Annotated in this window: 16 protein-coding genes; 8 read left to right on the forward strand and 8 right to left on the reverse strand. The window is 42.8% G+C overall.

All coding sequences use genetic code 11. From position 1 onward, the window contains the following. Positions 1-152: 152 nt before the first annotated feature. The 3 genes from tal to moeA all read right to left on the reverse strand — a co-directional run bounded on the left by tal (position 153) and on the right by moeA (position 3,243). The gene (gene tal / locus OCU48_RS13865) at positions 153-1,109 is read right to left on the reverse strand and encodes a transaldolase (protein ID WP_141347395.1); all 957 of its coding nucleotides are present in this window, start codon (positions 1,107-1,109) and stop codon (positions 153-155) included. A 138-nt stretch (positions 1,110-1,247) separates the two neighbouring features. After that, positions 1,248-1,997: a molybdopterin-synthase adenylyltransferase MoeB gene (locus OCU48_RS13870; RefSeq protein WP_141347394.1), complete on the reverse strand. Its 750-nt coding sequence runs from the start codon at positions 1,995-1,997 to the stop codon at positions 1,248-1,250. 7 nt (positions 1,998-2,004) lie between these two features. Then, positions 2,005-3,243: a molybdopterin molybdotransferase MoeA gene (gene moeA, locus OCU48_RS13875; RefSeq protein WP_141347403.1), complete on the reverse strand. Its 1,239-nt coding sequence runs from the start codon at positions 3,241-3,243 to the stop codon at positions 2,005-2,007. A 171-nt stretch (positions 3,244-3,414) separates the two neighbouring features. On the opposite strand from moeA, the gene folE reads away from it, so the two are divergent. After that, positions 3,415-4,068: a GTP cyclohydrolase I FolE gene (gene folE, locus OCU48_RS13880; protein ID WP_141347393.1), complete on the forward strand. Its 654-nt coding sequence runs from the start codon at positions 3,415-3,417 to the stop codon at positions 4,066-4,068. A gap of 16 nt (positions 4,069-4,084) precedes the next feature. On the opposite strand, the gene OCU48_RS13885 is transcribed toward folE, so the two are convergent. Beyond that, positions 4,085-5,056 carry a TDT family transporter gene (locus tag OCU48_RS13885; protein WP_141347392.1) on the reverse strand — a complete coding sequence of 324 codons (972 nt, stop codon included), beginning with the start codon at positions 5,054-5,056 and terminating at the stop codon, positions 4,085-4,087. A 932-nt stretch (positions 5,057-5,988) separates the two neighbouring features. Here OCU48_RS13885 and OCU48_RS13890 point away from each other — a divergent pair. After that, positions 5,989-6,969: a CobW family GTP-binding protein gene (locus OCU48_RS13890; RefSeq protein ID WP_141347391.1), complete on the forward strand. Its 981-nt coding sequence runs from the start codon at positions 5,989-5,991 to the stop codon at positions 6,967-6,969. A gap of 627 nt (positions 6,970-7,596) precedes the next feature. Here OCU48_RS13890 and OCU48_RS13895 read toward each other — a convergent pair. From OCU48_RS13895 to OCU48_RS13910, 4 genes are all read right to left on the reverse strand, one after another. After that, positions 7,597-7,758: a hypothetical protein gene (locus tag OCU48_RS13895; RefSeq protein WP_167496235.1), complete on the reverse strand. Its 162-nt coding sequence runs from the start codon at positions 7,756-7,758 to the stop codon at positions 7,597-7,599. A gap of 123 nt (positions 7,759-7,881) precedes the next feature. Beyond that, a complete protein-coding gene (gene ylqF, locus OCU48_RS13900) occupies positions 7,882-8,826 on the reverse strand; it encodes a ribosome biogenesis GTPase YlqF (RefSeq protein WP_141347132.1) in 945 nt (314 codons plus the stop codon). Positions 8,827-9,137: 311 nt separating this feature from the next. Further along, positions 9,138-9,635: a MarR family winged helix-turn-helix transcriptional regulator gene (locus tag OCU48_RS13905; RefSeq protein ID WP_141347131.1), complete on the reverse strand. Its 498-nt coding sequence runs from the start codon at positions 9,633-9,635 to the stop codon at positions 9,138-9,140. A gap of 34 nt (positions 9,636-9,669) precedes the next feature. Beyond that, positions 9,670-10,563 carry a DMT family transporter gene (locus OCU48_RS13910; protein WP_141347130.1) on the reverse strand — a complete coding sequence of 298 codons (894 nt, stop codon included), beginning with the start codon at positions 10,561-10,563 and terminating at the stop codon, positions 9,670-9,672. Between the two features lie 850 nt (positions 10,564-11,413). Here OCU48_RS13910 and OCU48_RS13915 point away from each other — a divergent pair. From OCU48_RS13915 to OCU48_RS13940, 6 genes are all read left to right on the forward strand, one after another. Then, the gene (locus tag OCU48_RS13915) at positions 11,414-12,802 is read left to right on the forward strand and encodes a coniferyl aldehyde dehydrogenase (protein ID WP_141347134.1); all 1,389 of its coding nucleotides are present in this window, start codon (positions 11,414-11,416) and stop codon (positions 12,800-12,802) included. Between the two features lie 38 nt (positions 12,803-12,840). Then, positions 12,841-13,284, forward strand: a complete 444-nt coding sequence (locus tag OCU48_RS13920; RefSeq protein WP_141347129.1) for a hypothetical protein — start codon at positions 12,841-12,843, stop codon at positions 13,282-13,284. A 319-nt stretch (positions 13,285-13,603) separates the two neighbouring features. Continuing rightward, positions 13,604-14,002: a DUF4345 domain-containing protein gene (locus OCU48_RS13925; RefSeq protein WP_141347128.1), complete on the forward strand. Its 399-nt coding sequence runs from the start codon at positions 13,604-13,606 to the stop codon at positions 14,000-14,002. Next, positions 14,002-15,774, forward strand: a complete 1,773-nt coding sequence (locus OCU48_RS13930; RefSeq protein ID WP_141347127.1) for a sulfatase family protein — start codon at positions 14,002-14,004, stop codon at positions 15,772-15,774. Before OCU48_RS13925 ends, OCU48_RS13930 begins: the two co-directional genes overlap by 1 nt. A 149-nt stretch (positions 15,775-15,923) precedes the next feature. Continuing rightward, on the forward strand, positions 15,924-17,156 hold the full coding sequence (locus OCU48_RS13935; RefSeq protein WP_141347126.1) for an anaerobic sulfatase maturase: 1,233 nt from the start codon (positions 15,924-15,926) through the stop codon (positions 17,154-17,156). Then, the gene (locus tag OCU48_RS13940; RefSeq protein ID WP_141347125.1) at positions 17,156-17,644 is read left to right on the forward strand and encodes a hypothetical protein; all 489 of its coding nucleotides are present in this window, start codon (positions 17,156-17,158) and stop codon (positions 17,642-17,644) included. Before OCU48_RS13935 ends, OCU48_RS13940 begins: the two co-directional genes overlap by 1 nt. Positions 17,645-17,665: the final 21 nt, after the last annotated feature.

Consider the following 17,665-nt stretch of genomic DNA (forward strand, 5'->3'; position numbering starts at 1 on the left):
GTCATGCCCGAAGTGTTTTATCGGGCATCTAGTCATGCAAAAGTTGGCTCTAACTCTAATCTTATAGCTGAAAGCATTTAGTTTTAAGCTGAACATAAAAAAGGCCCCTGCATTGCAGGAGCCTAGTCATAGCAAATGAAGCGTCAGAGCTATTAAGCTGTCAGTTTCGCGGTAAGCATTTCTTCTAGCTTAACCTGATCCACTGCGAACAAACGGATGCCTTCTGCCAGTTTTTCTACTGCCATTGGGTCTTGGTTGTGGCCCCAGAAGAACTCAGCTTCTGTTAGAGGAGTAGGGCGCTCTTTAGTTGCACCGTTATCAACAAGCTTCTCTTCAACAACACCTTCCGCGTTCTCTAGATCTTCAAGAAGAGCAGGGCTAATGGTTAGACGATCACAGCCTGCTAGTTCAAGGATTTCACCTGTATTACGGAAGCTTGCCCCCATCACTACAGTGTTGTAACCATGGTCTTTGAAGTAGTCGTAGATTGCGGTTACGGATTGAACACCAGGGTCTTCGCTAGCAGCAAAGTCACGGCCTTCTTTCGCTTTGTGCCAATCCATGATGCGACCAACAAATGGAGAGATCAGGAATACGCCTGCTTCAGCACAAGCTTGTGCCTGAGCAAATGAGAACAATAGAGTAAGGTTACAGTTGATGCCTTCCTTCTCAAGTTGCTCTGCAGCGCGGATACCTTGCCATGTAGACGCTAATTTAATCAGAACGCGGTCTTTTGAAATACCCGCTTCTTCATACATCTTGATTAAGCCACGAGCGCGGGCGATGCTACCTTCCGTATCGTAAGATAGGCGAGCATCAACTTCAGTTGAGATGCGACCCGGAATAATACCTAGGATTTCTTTACCAATGTTTACTGCAAGCAAGTCACCGGCATAATTTAGCTGTTGGTCTAAGTCATCAAACTTTTGCTTGGTTTGCGCAATGACGCTATCGATTAGCGTAGCGTAGTGCTCAAGTTGAGAGGCTTTCAGAATTAGAGAAGGGTTCGTTGTAGCGTCTTGAGGTTTATATTTAGCAATTGCTTCAATATCACCAGTGTCAGCGACCACTACAGTCATAGAGCGAAGTTGTTCTAGTTTATTGCTCATGTCTTGTTCATCCTATACAAGAAAACAGGGTGGAGGGGAATGCCACCCTTAAAGAATAAGATTAATCTAAGGTATTGAAGCGAGTTTGTGAATCATTTTCATTGGCAGATTGTGATAAAAATCTTACGCAAACGTTTACTAGATATTACAAACAGAACATGACGGTTGTTTTGGCAGAGTAAATTCCTGCCATTTCATGCTTAGAGCATCAAACATCATTAATTTCCCAGGTTTGTGAGTACCTAGATTTGAGAGCAAACGGATAGCTTCCAATGCTTGCATACTTCCGATAACACCAACAACCGGCGCTAAAATCCCAGCTTCAACACAACTCAATTCATTGGCACCAAAGAGTGTACTCAAGCACTCGTAACAAGGTTCATCCTCTTTATAGGTAAAGCTGATCACTTGTCCTTCAAGTCGAATTGCGGCGCCAGAAACCAAAGGCGTTTTGTGTTTGTGACACAGTCGATTGAGCTGATTTCGAGTAGCGAGGTTATCACTCGCATCGATGACTATTGAATGATTAGCTATAGCTAAATCAAGCTCAATGTCATCTAAGCGGTGCCCTATAGCGGTGATTTCACAATATGAATTGAGCTGTGAAAGACTAGCTTTTGCAGATTCTACTTTCAGAGTGTTCACATCAGATTCAGCATGAAGAATCTGTCGCTGCAAATTAGAAAGTTCAACGACATCATCGTCGACAATAGTCAGCTTGCCAACACCACCAGAGACAAGGTAAGGCGTTGCCGCACAACCTAAGCCTCCAGCTCCAATGATCAGCACGGAAGCCTGTTTGAGGGCCTCTTGCCCCTCAAAATTAAAGGAGCGCAAGATGATCTGGCGATTGTAGCGAAGCATCTCTTTGTCGCTCAAGATTTCCATATAACCTCTAATATAGGGTGGAATTAAATAATTGGATTTGAACGGTCTCTCCTGCTTCCACTCGACCTCGTTCACGCTCAAGAATGACAAAGCAATTCGCTAGGCTCATAGATCGGAAGGCGCCTGAACTCTGGTTTCCGGTGGTCTCTACTTCAAACTCTCCGTGTTCGTTTACAGCGTAAATACCACGCTGGTAATCGGTGCGACCCGGATTCTTCTTGAATGACGATAATGTCTTTGCCGGTAATGTTGGTGCAGGCTTCCACTCACTTTCGCCTCCGAGTTTAGCCAGCAATGGCTGAACTAAAATGTAAGCCGTCATAAAGGCCGATACAGGGTTTCCGGGTAGACCACAAAATAGGGCGTCATCGAGTTTACCGAATGCAAAGGGTTTACCTGGCTTTATGGCGAGTTTCCAAAAACCAATTTCCCCTTTTTGTTCAAGGATATCTTTGGTGAAATCAGCTTCGCCGACACTCACACCACCTGAAGTAACAACGACATCGGCCTCTGTCTTCGCTTTATCAAACGCTTGAGCTAGAAGTTCGACATCATCAGGGATAACACCTAGGTCGATTACATCACAACCAAATTTTTCAAACAGAGGTATGGTTCCGTAACGGTTGCTGTCGTAGATCTCCCCTGCGCCAAGTGGTGTTCCTACAGGCTTTAATTCATCACCTGTGGAAAAAGTGGCTACGATCGGTTTGCGATACACTTCAATGTGCGCAATACCTAATGAGGCCAACATAGGTAGATCGCGAGCAGTAAGTCGCTTGCCTTTTCCTAGTACAAGTTGTCCTACTTGGATATCGTCACCGAGTGGGCGGATATTCTGATTGATTTTTACGTTCGAAGGATCAAACACAATACCTTCGTCAGTGACAGTGACATTCTCTTGCATAATCACGGCATCGCACCCTTCAGGGATTTGTGCACCAGTCATAATCCGAATACACGTCGTCTTAGGCCATTCTCCTTGCAAAGGAGCACCAGCAAAAGATTGCCCTGCCAATGGAAGTGTTGATTTAGTATTTAGGTCTCCAATTCTTACTGCATATCCGTCCATCGCTGAGTTGTCGAAAGGAGGTACGTGAATAGGGGATAATATTTCACTAGAGAGAACTCGACCAATAGCCTTGTCGAGAGCCAATGATTCAGTCTCGTGGACGGTATGAGTGTTTTCGAGAATTTTGGCCATTGCCTCTTCAATCGGCATCAAGCCCGGAGCATCACAGCAACCCATCATAATTCCTTGTTTGTACAGCGATAAAAATCAAACTGTAACACGATGCCAGAAGCGAGACACTTAAGTGATTAAATTAGATGATGTAATTTTGATGAAATCCAAGTATTCTCTTTCGCCATCGCGCAATTGTTGGTCGAGCGATGCAAAGATGTACAGATGGAGAGTTAAATGTCAGGTTTAAGCGAATCAGCTCTGCTGGTAAAAGAAGCACTTGCTAATCGTGGTTTAGAAACCCCAATGATAGACAGTGATCTTACTGCGGAAGATAAAAAGCAGCAGATCGAATATCACATGCGTGAGATCTTAGGCTTATTGCAACTGGATCTAACCGATGACTCTTTGCAAGACACCCCCAAACGTATCGCTAAGATGTATGTGGACGAGGTGTTTTCTGGTTTAGATTACGCACGTTTCCCTAAGATAACGGTTATCGAAAACAAGATGAATGTGAGCGAAATGGTACGAGTGAAAGACATCACTCTAACCAGTACCTGTGAGCATCACTTAGTGACTATCGATGGTCGTGCAGCAGTGGCTTATATTCCTCGTACTAAGATCATTGGATTGTCGAAGATTAATCGTATTGTGCGCTTTTTTGCCCAGCGCCCTCAAGTGCAAGAGCGTATGACTCAGCAGATCCTCGTTGCACTGCAAACCTTACTAGAGAGTGAAGACGTAGCCGTTACTATTGACGCGACCCACTACTGCGTTAAATCTCGCGGTGTAATGGATGCAACCAGTGAAACTACAACCACTGCACTAGGTGGTATCTTCAAATCTAACGCAGCAACTCGTCACGAATTTCTTCACGGTCTACGTTAATCACCTAGTTTGCTAGCTATTGCGGTTTAATCTTCTTATGTTGAGGTTTAAATCGCTCTGGCCAATACATAGCAACATACCCAGCCGATACCCACAATACCAACAGCGTTGCTATTGTCAGCTCGAACATTCCAAATTTATGTAACCAATACCAATCTTCGTGTGCCAATTCAAACCATGTAGTCAGCCTCGACATGGCAATAGCGCTAATGACTGATGGAAAGGTAACTGCAGCTATGGACGGCTGAAATTTCAACCTGAGTAGATTGATATAACAAAGATAAATGAGTAGGGTCATTGTAATTGCGATGCCGGCTAAAGCGCCGGTTAAAATTGGATCAGGATCTGGAAAATTCACCAAATAAGCGGCAAGGGTTAGGTTGATTGGTGCGGCCATAATAGCAAGTGTTGGACGTGCTCGGCGTGGTAGTTTGCCAAAGAACACTAAACGGTACAGCACCAAAGGAAGCATAAGAAAATAGATACCGATGCACAGCATGGCCATGTTTTGTGAAAACACCTTATGTCCTAGTTCTGATCCCGCCAGAGTACTACTGATTACCCCCACAGGATACAAGAACCAACTAGGAACAACATTGACCATTTTGAAGTTGGCGAATTGAAATCCAAAAAATAGCACCATCATAGTGATATGTAGGCCCAGTGAAATGAGCCATAAGATTGATGCGATATGAGGTATTTCGGTTGCGAGATAGTCGCATAGCACCAGTAGCGCCATGCTCATCGGAGCCATTAAGCTGCCACTTAACGGGTGCTTAATGTCAGCCAAAAAGAGACGTGGATTGAGACTGTATTTAAGAAGTACGGGAATAAGTATCAAAGTACCCATTAACGCTAAGTAAGGACGAATTACATTGCCAACATCTGGGATATACAATGCCCATGCCTGTCCTAAACCGATCAGTCCCAGTGCAAGCGCGGCTTGCGAAGGCGGAATGTGATGGAACCGATGAAATTTGCGCAACAAGTCTCTTATTCTCCAAGGGTAAAATAGCTAATGTTGAATGGTGCATATTAAACCGCAACCGAGCGCTTATTGCCATGATCAAAAAGGTAATAAAGAATTCATTATCTGGTAATACTTGCAGTTTTTAAAATATGCGCCATAGTTAAATCGTGAGGTAAAAATCGAATCTTACAGGGAGGAAAGGGTTACCTCACTTTGATTAACATAAGTGTAATCGCAATACAGCTGAAGAGCCGAAAATACTTTAATGCTCGTTTATAGTTCTCCGGTCAACAACCCGCGAGATTCGCAAACTCACGATTGAGTAACGAGACCATAAGGCGCATGCAAAGTGCGCCTTTGTGCTTTCTGGCGTTTACAGAAAGAGAGCAAGATAGACTCTTTTGGGTATCAAAATCCGCTATTTTCTACGGAAGTTACAAATTGTTTCACTTTTCTGTATATTTCAATCACTTTAACTTATTGAAATAATTAAATAAATTTACCTATCAATAATGGGAACTTAGTTTGCGTATTTCGAGATTAATGTCCCTGTCCATTATTTGTACGACAAATGTATAATCCTCCATCTTTAGAGTTGTTACATATTAAGTATTCGAGAATATTTACGGCTTAGTTTGATGTGTTTTTCAGTGAGGTGGTTGATGAAAGTTGTAGAGTACGCATTAATGTCTGCGTTTGCTGTTGTCATTTTATTTGCACTTTTTAGTACATTTATGGCACACGCAGGTGGTATCTGGGATACGGTTTTAACAATTAAATAGTTATCTCATATTAAGTTAAGGGGTCCTGATTACGGACAATGACGATCCCGCTTGTCTCCCTTCTTTGATTATCTTTCTCCTCTTTATTGCATCTTTAGTTTTAACCTTTCTCCATATTATTGAATCTTGTAAACTCTAAGCATAATTCATCTGCTCAGAACGGCTTCTATGTCTCGTAAAACTCCCGCTAACATCATCACTGGATTCCTAGGCACAGGAAAAACCACAACTATCTTAGAGCTATTAAAGGAAAAACCTGACAATGAAAATTGGGCAGTCTTAGTCAATGAATTTGGTGAGATAGGTATTGATGGGGCAATCATGGCTGACAGTGGTGCTCTAATTAAAGAAGTTCCAGGAGGATGTATCTGCTGCACCGCGGGTGTACCGACAAGTGTGGCGATAACGGCGCTACTCCGTAGCAATCCTGACAGACTAATAATTGAACCTACAGGTCTAGGCCATCCAAAGCAGATTATGGCGACACTATCCTCAGCTCAATTCAGTCCGTATATCGAACTTCGTACTACATTAACCCTCACAGATGCTCGATACTTTGATAATGACAAGTACACGACAAACTCGAATTTCAAACAACAACTGGAAGTCGCGGATCTTATTATCGCAAATAAGAGTGAATTAGCGGCTACTGAGCAGGTTGAGATAATGCGTGACTGGTTACAATCTCAGGATATTCACACCAAGGTTATTAGCACGACAAAAGGTGACATAGAGTTGTCGCTATTGGATATGTTTGTTAAGCCAAGCGAACATATCGACGTGGAAGAAGAGCACCATCACCATGCAGCTCTTGAACCACAATTCCAACTACCACCCAATCAAACCCACATCAGAAAAGAAAATAAAGGGCAGGGCTATTTTTCTTGCGGTTGGTTGTTTGGCGCAGAGATTACCTTTGACTTTGATTCTGTTTTTTCGATGTTAAGCGATCTTAGTGCTGACCGAGTTAAGGCTGTAATAAATACCGAGAAGGGTTGCTTTTCCTTCAATAAAGCGGACGGCGTACTGTCGGTGAGTGATTTGTCACTAGAGGGTTTTGAGTCGCGTATTGAGGTCATTGATACGCAGATAATGCCGTGGGATCAGTTAGAAGACGTTTTATTGAATCTTGCTAGTGGTGATCAATAACAACTGTATTTAGATATCGCTGAGTAGAAACAAGTCACTAATAGCGACCAAAGAGCAGCTACTAGTGCATGCTTTTAGCTATGATCTGAAGCGCATATACACGGAGATTGCCGATAGGAGACCTCGGCAATGACGTTTGGTGGATTAGTGGTACGTGTAAAGTTCGGCGCTTGTCATACCAGCAGGGATCTACGAATACCTATGTACGGAGATCGCCAATAAGAGACCTCGGCAATGGCGTTTGGTGTGTGAGTGGTGCGTGTAAAGTTCGACGCTTGTCATCCCCGCACGCTTTTAGCGGGGATCTAAGAACACCTATGTACAGAGATTGCCGATAAGAGACCTCGGCAATGACGTTTGGTGTGTGAGTGGTGCGTGTAAAGTACGGCTCTTGTCATCCTCGCATGCTTTTAGCGGGGATCTACGAATACCTATGTATGGAGATCGCCGATAAGAGACCTCGGCAATGACGTTTGATGGGTGAGTGGTGCGTGTAAAGTACGGCCCGTGTCATCCCCGCATGCTTTTAGCGGGGATCTAAGAAAACGTATGTTCGGAGGTTACTGATAGAAGACTTCAACAATGATGTTTTTTAAACCAGTGGAACGCGTCATTCTAAGATTATTACTAGCCTTTAATAAACCGGTCGAATGCTTTCATAACACCTTGTGCCCAGTCTTGAATGTCGCGAATGGGATCACCGGTAATGAATTTCCACATGTCTTCTCCAAAGAAAAGGCAAGCAAGAAGAAACAAACCAATAGCGGGATACAGTAGTCGGCGTAGCATTTTTCTTCCTCCATGAAGAAAGGGTGCATGCGACTAAATATAGAACAATTATTCTATAAATGAAAAACCTCAGCTCAAAAAATGAGCTGAGGTTTTTGTTTTTTGCGGTATTTTATTAGCAGTTTAGCGCTTATTTCGAAGATATCGTTTACGACGTTCTTCTTTTTTCTTCACTCTTGCTTCTTCTTTACGAACGGCTTCTTTCTCTACTTCAATCAACTCTTCAGTGATCATTTCAGGAAGCTCGAGAGTGATCTGACCGAGTACGCCTTGTCGAAGTTCATGCAATAAGATTTCTGAAGCCTTGTGCAGGTCAACGCGTCCACCAGAGCGTAAGGCACCTCGCTTACGGCCTATAGCTTCCATCAACTCAATCTCAGTATCAGGCAGTTCGTCGAGTTGGTAACGCTCAATCAAACGTTCTGGATACTGCTGTGCCAAATATTCAACAGTGTAAAAAGCCACTTCGTCGTATTCCATCGCAGTATCTTTGATAGCGCCTGTTGCTGCAAGACGGAAACCACTGTGTGGGTTTTCTACTTTAGGCCATAGAATTCCTGGAGTATCAGAAAGCACCACACCGTTTTGTAGGTTGATACGCTGCTGGCGGCGCGTTACGGCAGGTTGGTTACCCGTTTGAGCAATAGTACGTCCAGCTAAAGTATTGATAATAGTGGACTTGCCTACATTAGGAATACCCATGATCATGGTGCGAATGTTCTTGCCCATGGCTTCACGGTGAGGGGCCATCTTGCGACACAGTTCCATAATTTTATGGATCTCTTGAGGGTTTTCGGTAGTCACAGCCATCGCTTTAACACCCTCTTGAAGCTCAAAATGCTCAATCCACATCTGTGTCAGTTCTGGATCTGATAGATCTCTTTTATTGAGCACTTTGATACAAGGTTTATCACCACGTAATTCAGAGATCATAGGATTCTCAGATGAGTAGGGGATACGGGCATCTAGTACCTCGATAATGACATCAATCTGAGGAACCACCTCTTCGATCTCTTTACGAGCTTTGTGCATGTGGCCCGGAAACCATTGGATTGTGTTGTTAACCATTTGAAAAATAACCTTTATTTTCTTCTGTTTACTTTGCTGGGTATCGGGAATATTAATTACTGAAAAAGAAATTTTGTATCTAGATACTAATTACTAGCAACAGAATGAGCAGATAAAGGGGATTTTAACACTTTATAGAGAAAGGGCGAGTTTTCTGCTAATGCTCACGATAAATAGGCATTGTGTACAGCTCACTAATATCCTGCAAAAACTAATTCCCTATGGAAAGAGGTAAATAGTAAATATTCAACCTGAGCCAGCTAGATAAATATCAAGTGGATTAGCTACAGGCTAGATTAGAAATGATGTTATTACCCAAGGTGGCTTATCCATTTTTTGAGTAATGAGTTCAGTTGCGTTTGTTCGTCATTTGTCAAAGGTGAACAGAGTTCATCTACTTTAGTGAAGTATTTTTTGATACCTTCATCGATAAGCTCAATACCTTTGGCAGTCAATCCAACGACTATACTGCGCCTATCCTGCTCACTGTGGATTCTATGTATTAAGCCCTTAGCCTCAAGTTTATCCAAGCGATTGGTCATAGCGCCGGAAGTGAGCAGGGTTTGTCGAATTAGGTCGGATGGTGTGAGCTGAAACGGAGCGCCATTTCGATAGAGGGTGGCAAGCACATCGAACTCACCCATAGTGACCTTCAACTCCTTATAGATGGGCGTCCGAGCATTCTCTAGCGACTTATTTAAGCGCGTGCTTCGACCAATGATGGCTAGAGGAAGGCTGGTTTCCATCAAGGAGTGATTGCTCTGCCATTGATGTAAAATTTTGTCTATATGGTCTGCCTTATCTGACATCGCATTTCCTTACTATCGATGGATAACGGTAACTTTAATACTCGATGATAGATTGTTCCGTAGGAAGTTTCTTCATATTTTCATAGACTTGAGCTAAAAAATTACAAACTACCATGATAACCATAACAGCGATTTGTACCTGACTGAAAGACTCGCCCATTATTGTTGCACCAAGAATCATGGCTAATATGGGATTTAAGGTACCAAAGAAGCTTAGCTCTGATGTGGTGATAAGTGGGATAGTAAATACGTATGCTCCGTAGGCGATCGAGGTTAAACCCACGATAAGCCAAATCATCGCCTCCCACTGTGCCAAAGTAGATGGTACAGGGCTATCAAAAGCGCCACCACTAAAATTGAGCTGCCAATAAGCCATAGGTATCAAGATAAGACCGCCAAAGATCAATTTCCATGTCAGTAACTTCCACCAGTGTATTTGCTTCATTACGTGCTTGGTGACTAGACTACCCGCGATAAGCGCTGTCATTGCGCCTATCAGCAGTAATATCGCAGAGATACTGATATCAGATCTGCTAGTTATGAACAGATAACCTGCGCAGGTAACTAGAATCAGCGCCGAGATGAGTTGAATACAAGAAGGTTTAATCTGATGTGCTATACCTAGAACCGCTAGTCCCACCACTGGCAAGGCTATCATTCCTACACCGACAAGCGTACTAGGAAGATGCAGAGCACTGGCAAAGAGTAATCCGAAAAACAGAGCAATGTTCAAAAAGCCAACCAGTAGCAAGGCAGGAATTTCGTGCATCCTTGGCAAAGTCGGTTTGATCAAAAGTAGAAGCAAACCAGCAGGTAGAGCACGCCAAACGGCAAGCGCAAATGGAGACCAATGAGTGAAGTAGGTGGATAGGATGGCATAAGTGGTTCCCCACAAAAGAGGAGCAAGTATCGCTAAGAAAATTCTCATTATTATCTCCAAGTAAAGTATCTTTATATGAAGATATAATGTTTATTAGAATTAACCTAATGATCAAAGTAGAAACTGACTGTGCACTTTTGATCTGTAGGCTGAACAGCCATTTACTACTATTGGTATGAGAGTGAAGCGAGATGAAACCAGTTTAATTTTATTTTTGGGGTAGGGTATGAGCATAAATAGCAGACAAAATAAAACCCCACTTGGTTTCCCAAGTGGGGTTTAATCTTTACTCGCAGCAATCCGGCTACTAACAGTGCTCCCTGCATCTTTCCTTGATAGTGGTTAAAATCCGTTAACCTAGTTCCATGTCGTCGCCATCCTAGCGGTGTCCATCCTAGCCTATCATCCTGACGGGCGAACTCTATCCTAGAGCATTACATCCTTGCTGATAACTCATCCTAAGCCATCACATCTTCATCCTGAAGACACCTAATCCTTTAGGTTTTTCCTTTTCCTGCCAACTTCCTGTCGACAAGATTAGTATCACCGTTTAGTAGCGGCTCTACAATAAGGTCAAACTTTTTAGTTGCGAATTTTTGCGCCTTAATTTTTCTGAGTTGATTTTTTATTTTTATTATTCAATGGTTTAGTTTATTTTTAGGCAGATTTTTTAACCCAGTAAAGATAGATATCTGCACTCTTTGTAAGAGATCTCGCACAAAATAACGGGCGTTTAGCCTTTATTAGCTACTGGAAGATCAGTTTATACCAAGCGTTATACCCTCGAATAAGAATAATTTGTTGAGAAAGAACTAGACCGACCGGTTTGTTTTGTGTAGTCTGTGTGCAACTTAACCAAAAGGTGAAACTAGTGAATAGCATTAAAACCGTTGAAACCATGCAACTTCAGCATTCTGAAATGAAAAAAGCATTTGAAATGGATCCTATGCCGTCAATGGAATCTCGTATTGAGAAGTTGACCAAACTTAGACAAACACTGATTGATTACAGTGATCGTATCTGTGAAGCGATGAATCAAGATTATGGTAAGCGAAGCGTTCAAGACACACTGATTGCAGATGTGTTGCCGTGTATCGCGAATATTGATTACAGTCTAGAACATATGCAAGAGTGGATGACTCCCTCTGTTCGCTCTGCGGGAGCGCTTCTATCACTGTCGAAAGTAGAAGTGGTATATCAACCTAAAGGTTTAGTCGGTATTGTGACGCCTTGGAACTTTCCTGTGATGCTATCTGTAGGTCCGCTTATTTCTGCGATTACGGCGGGTAATAGAGCCATGATCAAGATGAGTGAATTCACTCCAGCAACTAACCAGATCTTAAGTGAAATGTTTGCCTCTGTTTTTGCTCAGAATGAAGTTGTCGTTGTAGAAGGGGAATCAGATCTATCCTCCAAATTTACCGGGCTAGCATTTGATCATCTGCTATTTACTGGCTCAACCGCTGTTGGCCGACTAGTAATGAAAGCTGCTGCTGACAACCTAACCCCGCTTACGTTGGAGCTTGGTGGTAAGTCGCCAGTAATTGTTGCCGACGATGTAAGTATGCAGTTGGCGGTAGAGCGTATCATCTATGGTAAGAGCCTGAATAACGGTCAGGTTTGTGTGGCACCGGATTATGTGTTGGTTCCTGAACAAAGCAAAGAAGCCTTTATTACTGAATATAAGCGTCAATATCAGACTTTATTTGCAAACGGTGTTGAATCAGAAAACTTAACCTCTGTTGCAAATGAGCGTCAATATAATCGTATCATCGGGTTATTGAACAACGAAATCTTGGCAGGAACTCGTATAGAGCCTTGCCACGACATGAGTATTGATGAGAATGCACATCGTCTAGTGACTCATCTGGTAGTTGAACCGAACCTTGACTCTAACATTATGGATGAAGAAATCTTCGGACCGTTATTGCCTGTTATTGGTTATTCTAATATTGACGAGGCAATCCGCTTTGTGAACAGCAAGCCTCGTCCGTTGGCGCTGTATCTGATGTCATTTGATGAAAAGCTACAATCGCAGATCAAGAACACTATCCACTCTGGCGGTATGTGTATCAATGACTGTGTTTTCCATCTAGCCGTTGATGATGCTCCATTCGGCGGTATTGGTGAGTCGGGTAAGGGTAACTATCATGGTAAAGAAGGCTTTATTACCTTCTCTCATGCCAAAACGGTAATGACCAGTGGTGAAGAGCACCAGATTAAACATTTGTTCTCAGCGGAAGATAACGAATTCAAGTTGGCAGTAATGGCGATGCTAGGTAAATAAGCCGCTACTTTGATTACGATAACTACGAGAGAAAGATAATGTTAGAACGTTTTTTTGAGAAAACTATTTACCCTTACTTGATGGTGACGGGTTTTCTGACTGCAACCGCTTTTATCACCTTCATTGCCCCTGAATGGAGCATGAGTAACCTGTTTTTCTACAACGGACAGATGATGGAAAACTCCATTTATCTTAAGGCTACTTACCAGCACTGGGGTGTCATGGTGGGCTGTATTGGTGTGTTGTTGATGGTCTCGGCAAAGGTGAAATCACTGAGAACCTCGACAATGATTTACAGTGCCTTTGAAAAAGCGATGTTCGTTGGTTTATTTCTCTACAACGTTTGCATTAACGATTATCAGTGGTTTTATGGGTGGAGCGGTGTATTTGTTCTAGATGGTTTCGTGACTCTATATTCATTCACGTATCTTTATTACTACCTGACTAGAGATAAATCCAAAGCGCCAGTTCATTTACGTTAATCAAGCACTAGCCAATAAATTAATTTCGTTAAATTAAAAACTTCGCGATTACATCGTCACTTTACTGATGTATTAGATGCTGCCACTAAACCAACTGGTCGGCATGTAACGTTGTGATCGCAAATAACCAAAAGGCAACACATCATGGTCAGTCAACATCGATACCATCATTGATGCGGTTGTGTAACATCTTTCCACTTATATGAATATAGGGAAGCAATGGTCAAAGGAATGACTCTTTTTTTAATGAATAAAGTAGTTGATTACTTAGTTTCATTCTAGGTAAAGCATCGGCTTATTATCTCTAAGAGTTACTATCATGAAGAAGCAAAATCTATTTTTAATGACGGCCGCAATCGGTATTTTTCCTGTGGCTATGTCGTATGGCTTATTACCAGGCTATTTCTTTGGTATCGATTTAAATACTCCCGAGTTGGTTAATATTTTCCGAGCGATTATGGGCTTGTACACAGCAATGGGTATTTTTTGGCTAATAGGCGCACTAAAAAAGACCTATACCGAAGCTGCTTTATATAGCGTGGCAGTATTTATGGGTGGTTTGTCTATTGCTCGAATTCTTAGCATCAATATTGATGGTATGCCCAACGCGATCCTTCTTGCTTATACCGCAGTTGAAATTGCCATCGGTACAACGGCCTTGTGGTTGATCAATCAAAATCAACAACAGATAAACAATGCAGTATTGGAGAATGCGTAATGGATAAGAAAATTGTAATCAGCCTTGGACTAGTCGCGCCGTTTATCGCTTTTCCATCACTAGGTGCAGCGTCACCGGATGCGCATACTGAAACTAAAAAACCAAACATCTTACTTATCGTTGGTGATGATCTTGGAATGGGTGATCTACAACCGTTTGGATCAGAAATAAACACTCCAACATTAAATGCTCTGGCAGAAGAAGGTATACGATTCAATAATTTTCATGCATCACCAGTATCTTCAGTGACTCGAGGGCAACTTTTTACCGGTGCAAATAGTATCGAAGTCGGTTTGGGTTCGTTCGATTATTCCATTTATCCTGAATCTAAGGGTAAGAAGGGTTACGAGGGTTATCTTACCCGAGATGCAGTGACTATAACCGAACTACTAAGAGACACTGGGTATCATACCTATCATGCGGGGAAATGGCATCTAGGCTCAGGGAATGGTAAAGGTCATCCACCACAAGACTGGGGCTTCGAGCAGACTTATGGAGTATATGCGGGTGGCTCTGCGCACTGGGATGATACCGATATGTATCCATCAGTGAAGGTGGCAGAAAAAGCCATCGCCGAAGGGAAAAAGCCACCTGTAACTCAGCAAAAGTTCTTTGAGAATGGTGTGCAGGTAGAGCGAGTTAAAGGTATCTACTCGGATGATCTTTATACAGGTAAGATGATCGAGTATATCGATGAAAACAAAGACACGGGCAAGCCATTTTTTGGTTACCTAGCCTTAACAACAGCACATTTCCCTCTGCAAGCGCCTTCCGCTTTAATAGACAAATACACTGCGATGTATGAAGAGCTTGGCTACGAAGGGCTGAAAAAACAGCGTTACGAGCAAATGATTGAAGCGGGGGTCTACAAGAAAGGGACGCCTTTCCCTGAGGAAAACCCGATCACTAAAAAATGGGATGACCTGACGGATGCTGAAAAGAAAACTCAAGCTCGTTTGATGGCGACCTATGCTGCCATGATTGAAGCTCAAGATTTCTATATTGGCCGAGTTCTGGATTATTTGCGTGAATCGGGTCAACTGGACAACACCTTGGTTATCTATATGCCAGATAACGGACCAGAGGGTTCAGATGCGATGGGACCACTGGCGAACGATCTATGGACAGATTGGACTACCGAACACTTTGATATGTCTGATGAAGCGATTGGTACTTCTCGTTCAAGTCGCCAGCTTGGCATTGAGTGGGCGAATGCGACTACGGGCCCTTTGCAATGGTGGAAATGGTTTGTGTCAGAGGGTGGCGTGCGTGTACCCCTAATCATGACGCCACCGAATAACAGCGGTTTTGAGATGCAAGGCGAGATGTCTAACACCACGTTAAGTGTTAAGGATCTCCCTATGACCATGCTTGATTATGCTGGTATCAATCATCCAGGTGCTACCTACAAGGATCGCAAGGTCGTAACGCCGTCTGGTAAGTCTATGTTGCCATTCTTATCCGGTATGGAGGATACGGTGAGAACGGATAACGATTGGTTTGCCTTTGAACTGTTTGGCAATGGGTTTGTGATTCAAGGTGACTATAAATTGATGAAGCTGAGAACGGGTATGTACGGTGATAGCGAATGGCATCTGTATAATATCAAAGAAGATCCAGCAGAGTCTGTGCCACTAGAGGATGAACTACCGGAGGTGTTTGATTCTATGATGAAGACCTACGAGCAGTACAAGATTGATCACAATATTGTAGAGGTTGAAGAGAATTGGAATCCGTGGTTGGAAGCCGCTGGCCACACTATGTCTCACTAATCATTTATAAATATGAAACCCTTGGATTTATAGTCCGAGGGTTTTTTTTACTTAGAGCTAGACCGACCGGTCAGTTTTGTGTATTATCTTTTATATACAAAGGGGATAGGACACAATTGAGAAGGAACCTCTCCAATCTGGGGAATATAATGACTGCGATTACAGCTCCACAATTTAATGGCAAGGCACACATCAAGATGCAAGCACTAGCAAAGCCAATTGGTGCCACCTGCAATATTGATTGTACGTACTGTTATTACCTTGGTAAGAAAGAATTACTGAACTATTCCGCGCGTGATTCGAACGTAATGGATATCGCAAGACTTGAGCTTTATATCAAGCAGTATATTGAGGCGCAAAACACTCCCGAGATCATTTTTTCTTGGCATGGTGGGGAACCGACTATGCTTGGGCTGGAGTATTTTCAACAGGTAGTGTGTTTCCAAAAAAAGTACTGCCCACCAGACATCACTATTACTAATGATATTCAGACTAACGCGACGCTTCTTACTGACCAGTGGTGCGAGTTCTTCAAACAGCATGATTTTGTGGTCGGAGTCAGCATCGACGGCCCTGAAGAAATACACAATACCTATCGAACGAATCGAGCGGGTCGAGGCACTTTTAAGCAGACATTGCGCGGTATCGAGCTATTGAAGATTCATCATGTCACTTTTGCTACTTTAAGTTGTGTGAATGATGTGAGCAGCCAAAAACCACTAGAGGTATATCGGTTTTTACGTGATGTAGTGAAACCGTCACAAATTCAATTTATCCCTGTTGTAGACAAAGTCAATGCAACTACCCAAAGCAAATGGCACACGCACGGTGATCTCTCAATCATACCAATAAGTGAACCGGTTACTGACTGGAGCGTACAAAGTGAGAAGTGGGGGGAGTTTCTAATCACCATATTCGATGAATGGCTTCGCAAGGACTTTGGGCGAGTTTTTATTCCATATTTTGAGAATTTTTTTGCAGTTTGGGCGGGAGAGCAGAGCAGTATTTGTTCCCTGAGTGAGATTTGCGGTAAGAGCTTAGCCGTTGAACCCAATGGTGATGTTTATGCTTGTGACCACTATGTGTTCGACCAGTTTAAGTTAGGCAATATTTCTCAAACCGACATCCAGAAACTTGCGTTCTCAGAGCGCCAAAAGAATTTTGCTTTTGCTAAACAAAAGTCTTTGCCGAGTCAGTGCTTAGAGTGTGAATACAAATTTGCTTGCCATGGAGAGTGCCCTAAAAATCGCATCATTCATTCGCGTGATGGCGAATTCGGCCTAAATTACTTATGTGATGGTTGGAGTACATTCTTTAGGCACATAGATCCAATAATCAAGAGTATCTTCATAAGAAACAATATTTTACTGGGAGAACGTTAATGTCGAACATGGTTGAGACTTATCTAATTGTCGCTTTAACCATGGCATTGCTGAGCTTGTGGAAGACTTATTCGGGACCTGCTATAGCGGCGGTGATGTCTTATTCATACCCAGAAATGCTGCTATTCAATATGGTCCCCGCTATGCTGGCAGCGTACGTGGGGTGGGCTATGGGTCCACTTGCAAATAGACTGTTTCTCCGCAACACTCGAGTCGGCTACCGCCCTAAATTGAAAAAATTTATGCAGAGATGGAATCGTTATGGTCAGGTAAGTATGGCTTTTTTGGCTCCGGTGTTAGTTGGGATCCCAAGCTATACATTTGTGTCTAAACGCCTGAACCAAAGTGTAGTAAAAACCTTTGGTCTACTAACGGCATCTATTTTATTTTGGAGTGGTATCGCATACTTCTGCTTCCTGCTGGTGGATGTAGGGCAATACATTCCGGTGGATACTATGATCCCTGACTCCGTACTAGATAGGATGTAATAAAAAAGGCTCGCAATATTG

This window comes from Vibrio inusitatus (genome assembly GCA_024346935.1).
GTDB classification, from domain to species: domain Bacteria; phylum Pseudomonadota; class Gammaproteobacteria; order Enterobacterales; family Vibrionaceae; genus Vibrio; species Vibrio inusitatus.

Bases quoted from the DNA above. Each gene is read 5' to 3' on its own strand.
- OCU48_RS13930 (WP_141347127.1), top strand. From the start codon at position 14,002: ATGGATAAGAAAATTGTAATCAGCCTTGGACTAGTCGCGCCGTTTATC.
- OCU48_RS13910 (WP_141347130.1), bottom strand. From the start codon at position 10,563: ATGAGAATTTTCTTAGCGATACTTGCTCCTCTTTTGTGGGGAACCACT.
- OCU48_RS13925 (WP_141347128.1), top strand. From the start codon at position 13,604: ATGAAGAAGCAAAATCTATTTTTAATGACGGCCGCAATCGGTATTTTT.
- OCU48_RS13920 (WP_141347129.1), top strand. From the start codon at position 12,841: ATGTTAGAACGTTTTTTTGAGAAAACTATTTACCCTTACTTGATGGTG.
- tal (WP_141347395.1), bottom strand. From the start codon at position 1,109: ATGAGCAATAAACTAGAACAACTTCGCTCTATGACTGTAGTGGTCGCT.
- OCU48_RS13905 (WP_141347131.1), bottom strand. From the start codon at position 9,635: ATGTCAGATAAGGCAGACCATATAGACAAAATTTTACATCAATGGCAG.
- moeA (WP_141347403.1), bottom strand. From the start codon at position 3,243: ATGGGTTGCTGTGATGCTCCGGGCTTGATGCCGATTGAAGAGGCAATG.
- OCU48_RS13935 (WP_141347126.1), top strand. From the start codon at position 15,924: ATGACTGCGATTACAGCTCCACAATTTAATGGCAAGGCACACATCAAG.
- OCU48_RS13940 (WP_141347125.1), top strand. From the start codon at position 17,156: ATGTCGAACATGGTTGAGACTTATCTAATTGTCGCTTTAACCATGGCA.
- OCU48_RS13895 (WP_167496235.1), bottom strand. From the start codon at position 7,758: ATGCTACGCCGACTACTGTATCCCGCTATTGGTTTGTTTCTTCTTGCT.
- folE (WP_141347393.1), top strand. From the start codon at position 3,415: ATGTCAGGTTTAAGCGAATCAGCTCTGCTGGTAAAAGAAGCACTTGCT.
- OCU48_RS13870 (WP_141347394.1), bottom strand. From the start codon at position 1,997: ATGGAAATCTTGAGCGACAAAGAGATGCTTCGCTACAATCGCCAGATC.
- OCU48_RS13890 (WP_141347391.1), top strand. From the start codon at position 5,989: ATGTCTCGTAAAACTCCCGCTAACATCATCACTGGATTCCTAGGCACA.
- OCU48_RS13915 (WP_141347134.1), top strand. From the start codon at position 11,414: ATGCAACTTCAGCATTCTGAAATGAAAAAAGCATTTGAAATGGATCCT.
- ylqF (WP_141347132.1), bottom strand. From the start codon at position 8,826: ATGGTTAACAACACAATCCAATGGTTTCCGGGCCACATGCACAAAGCT.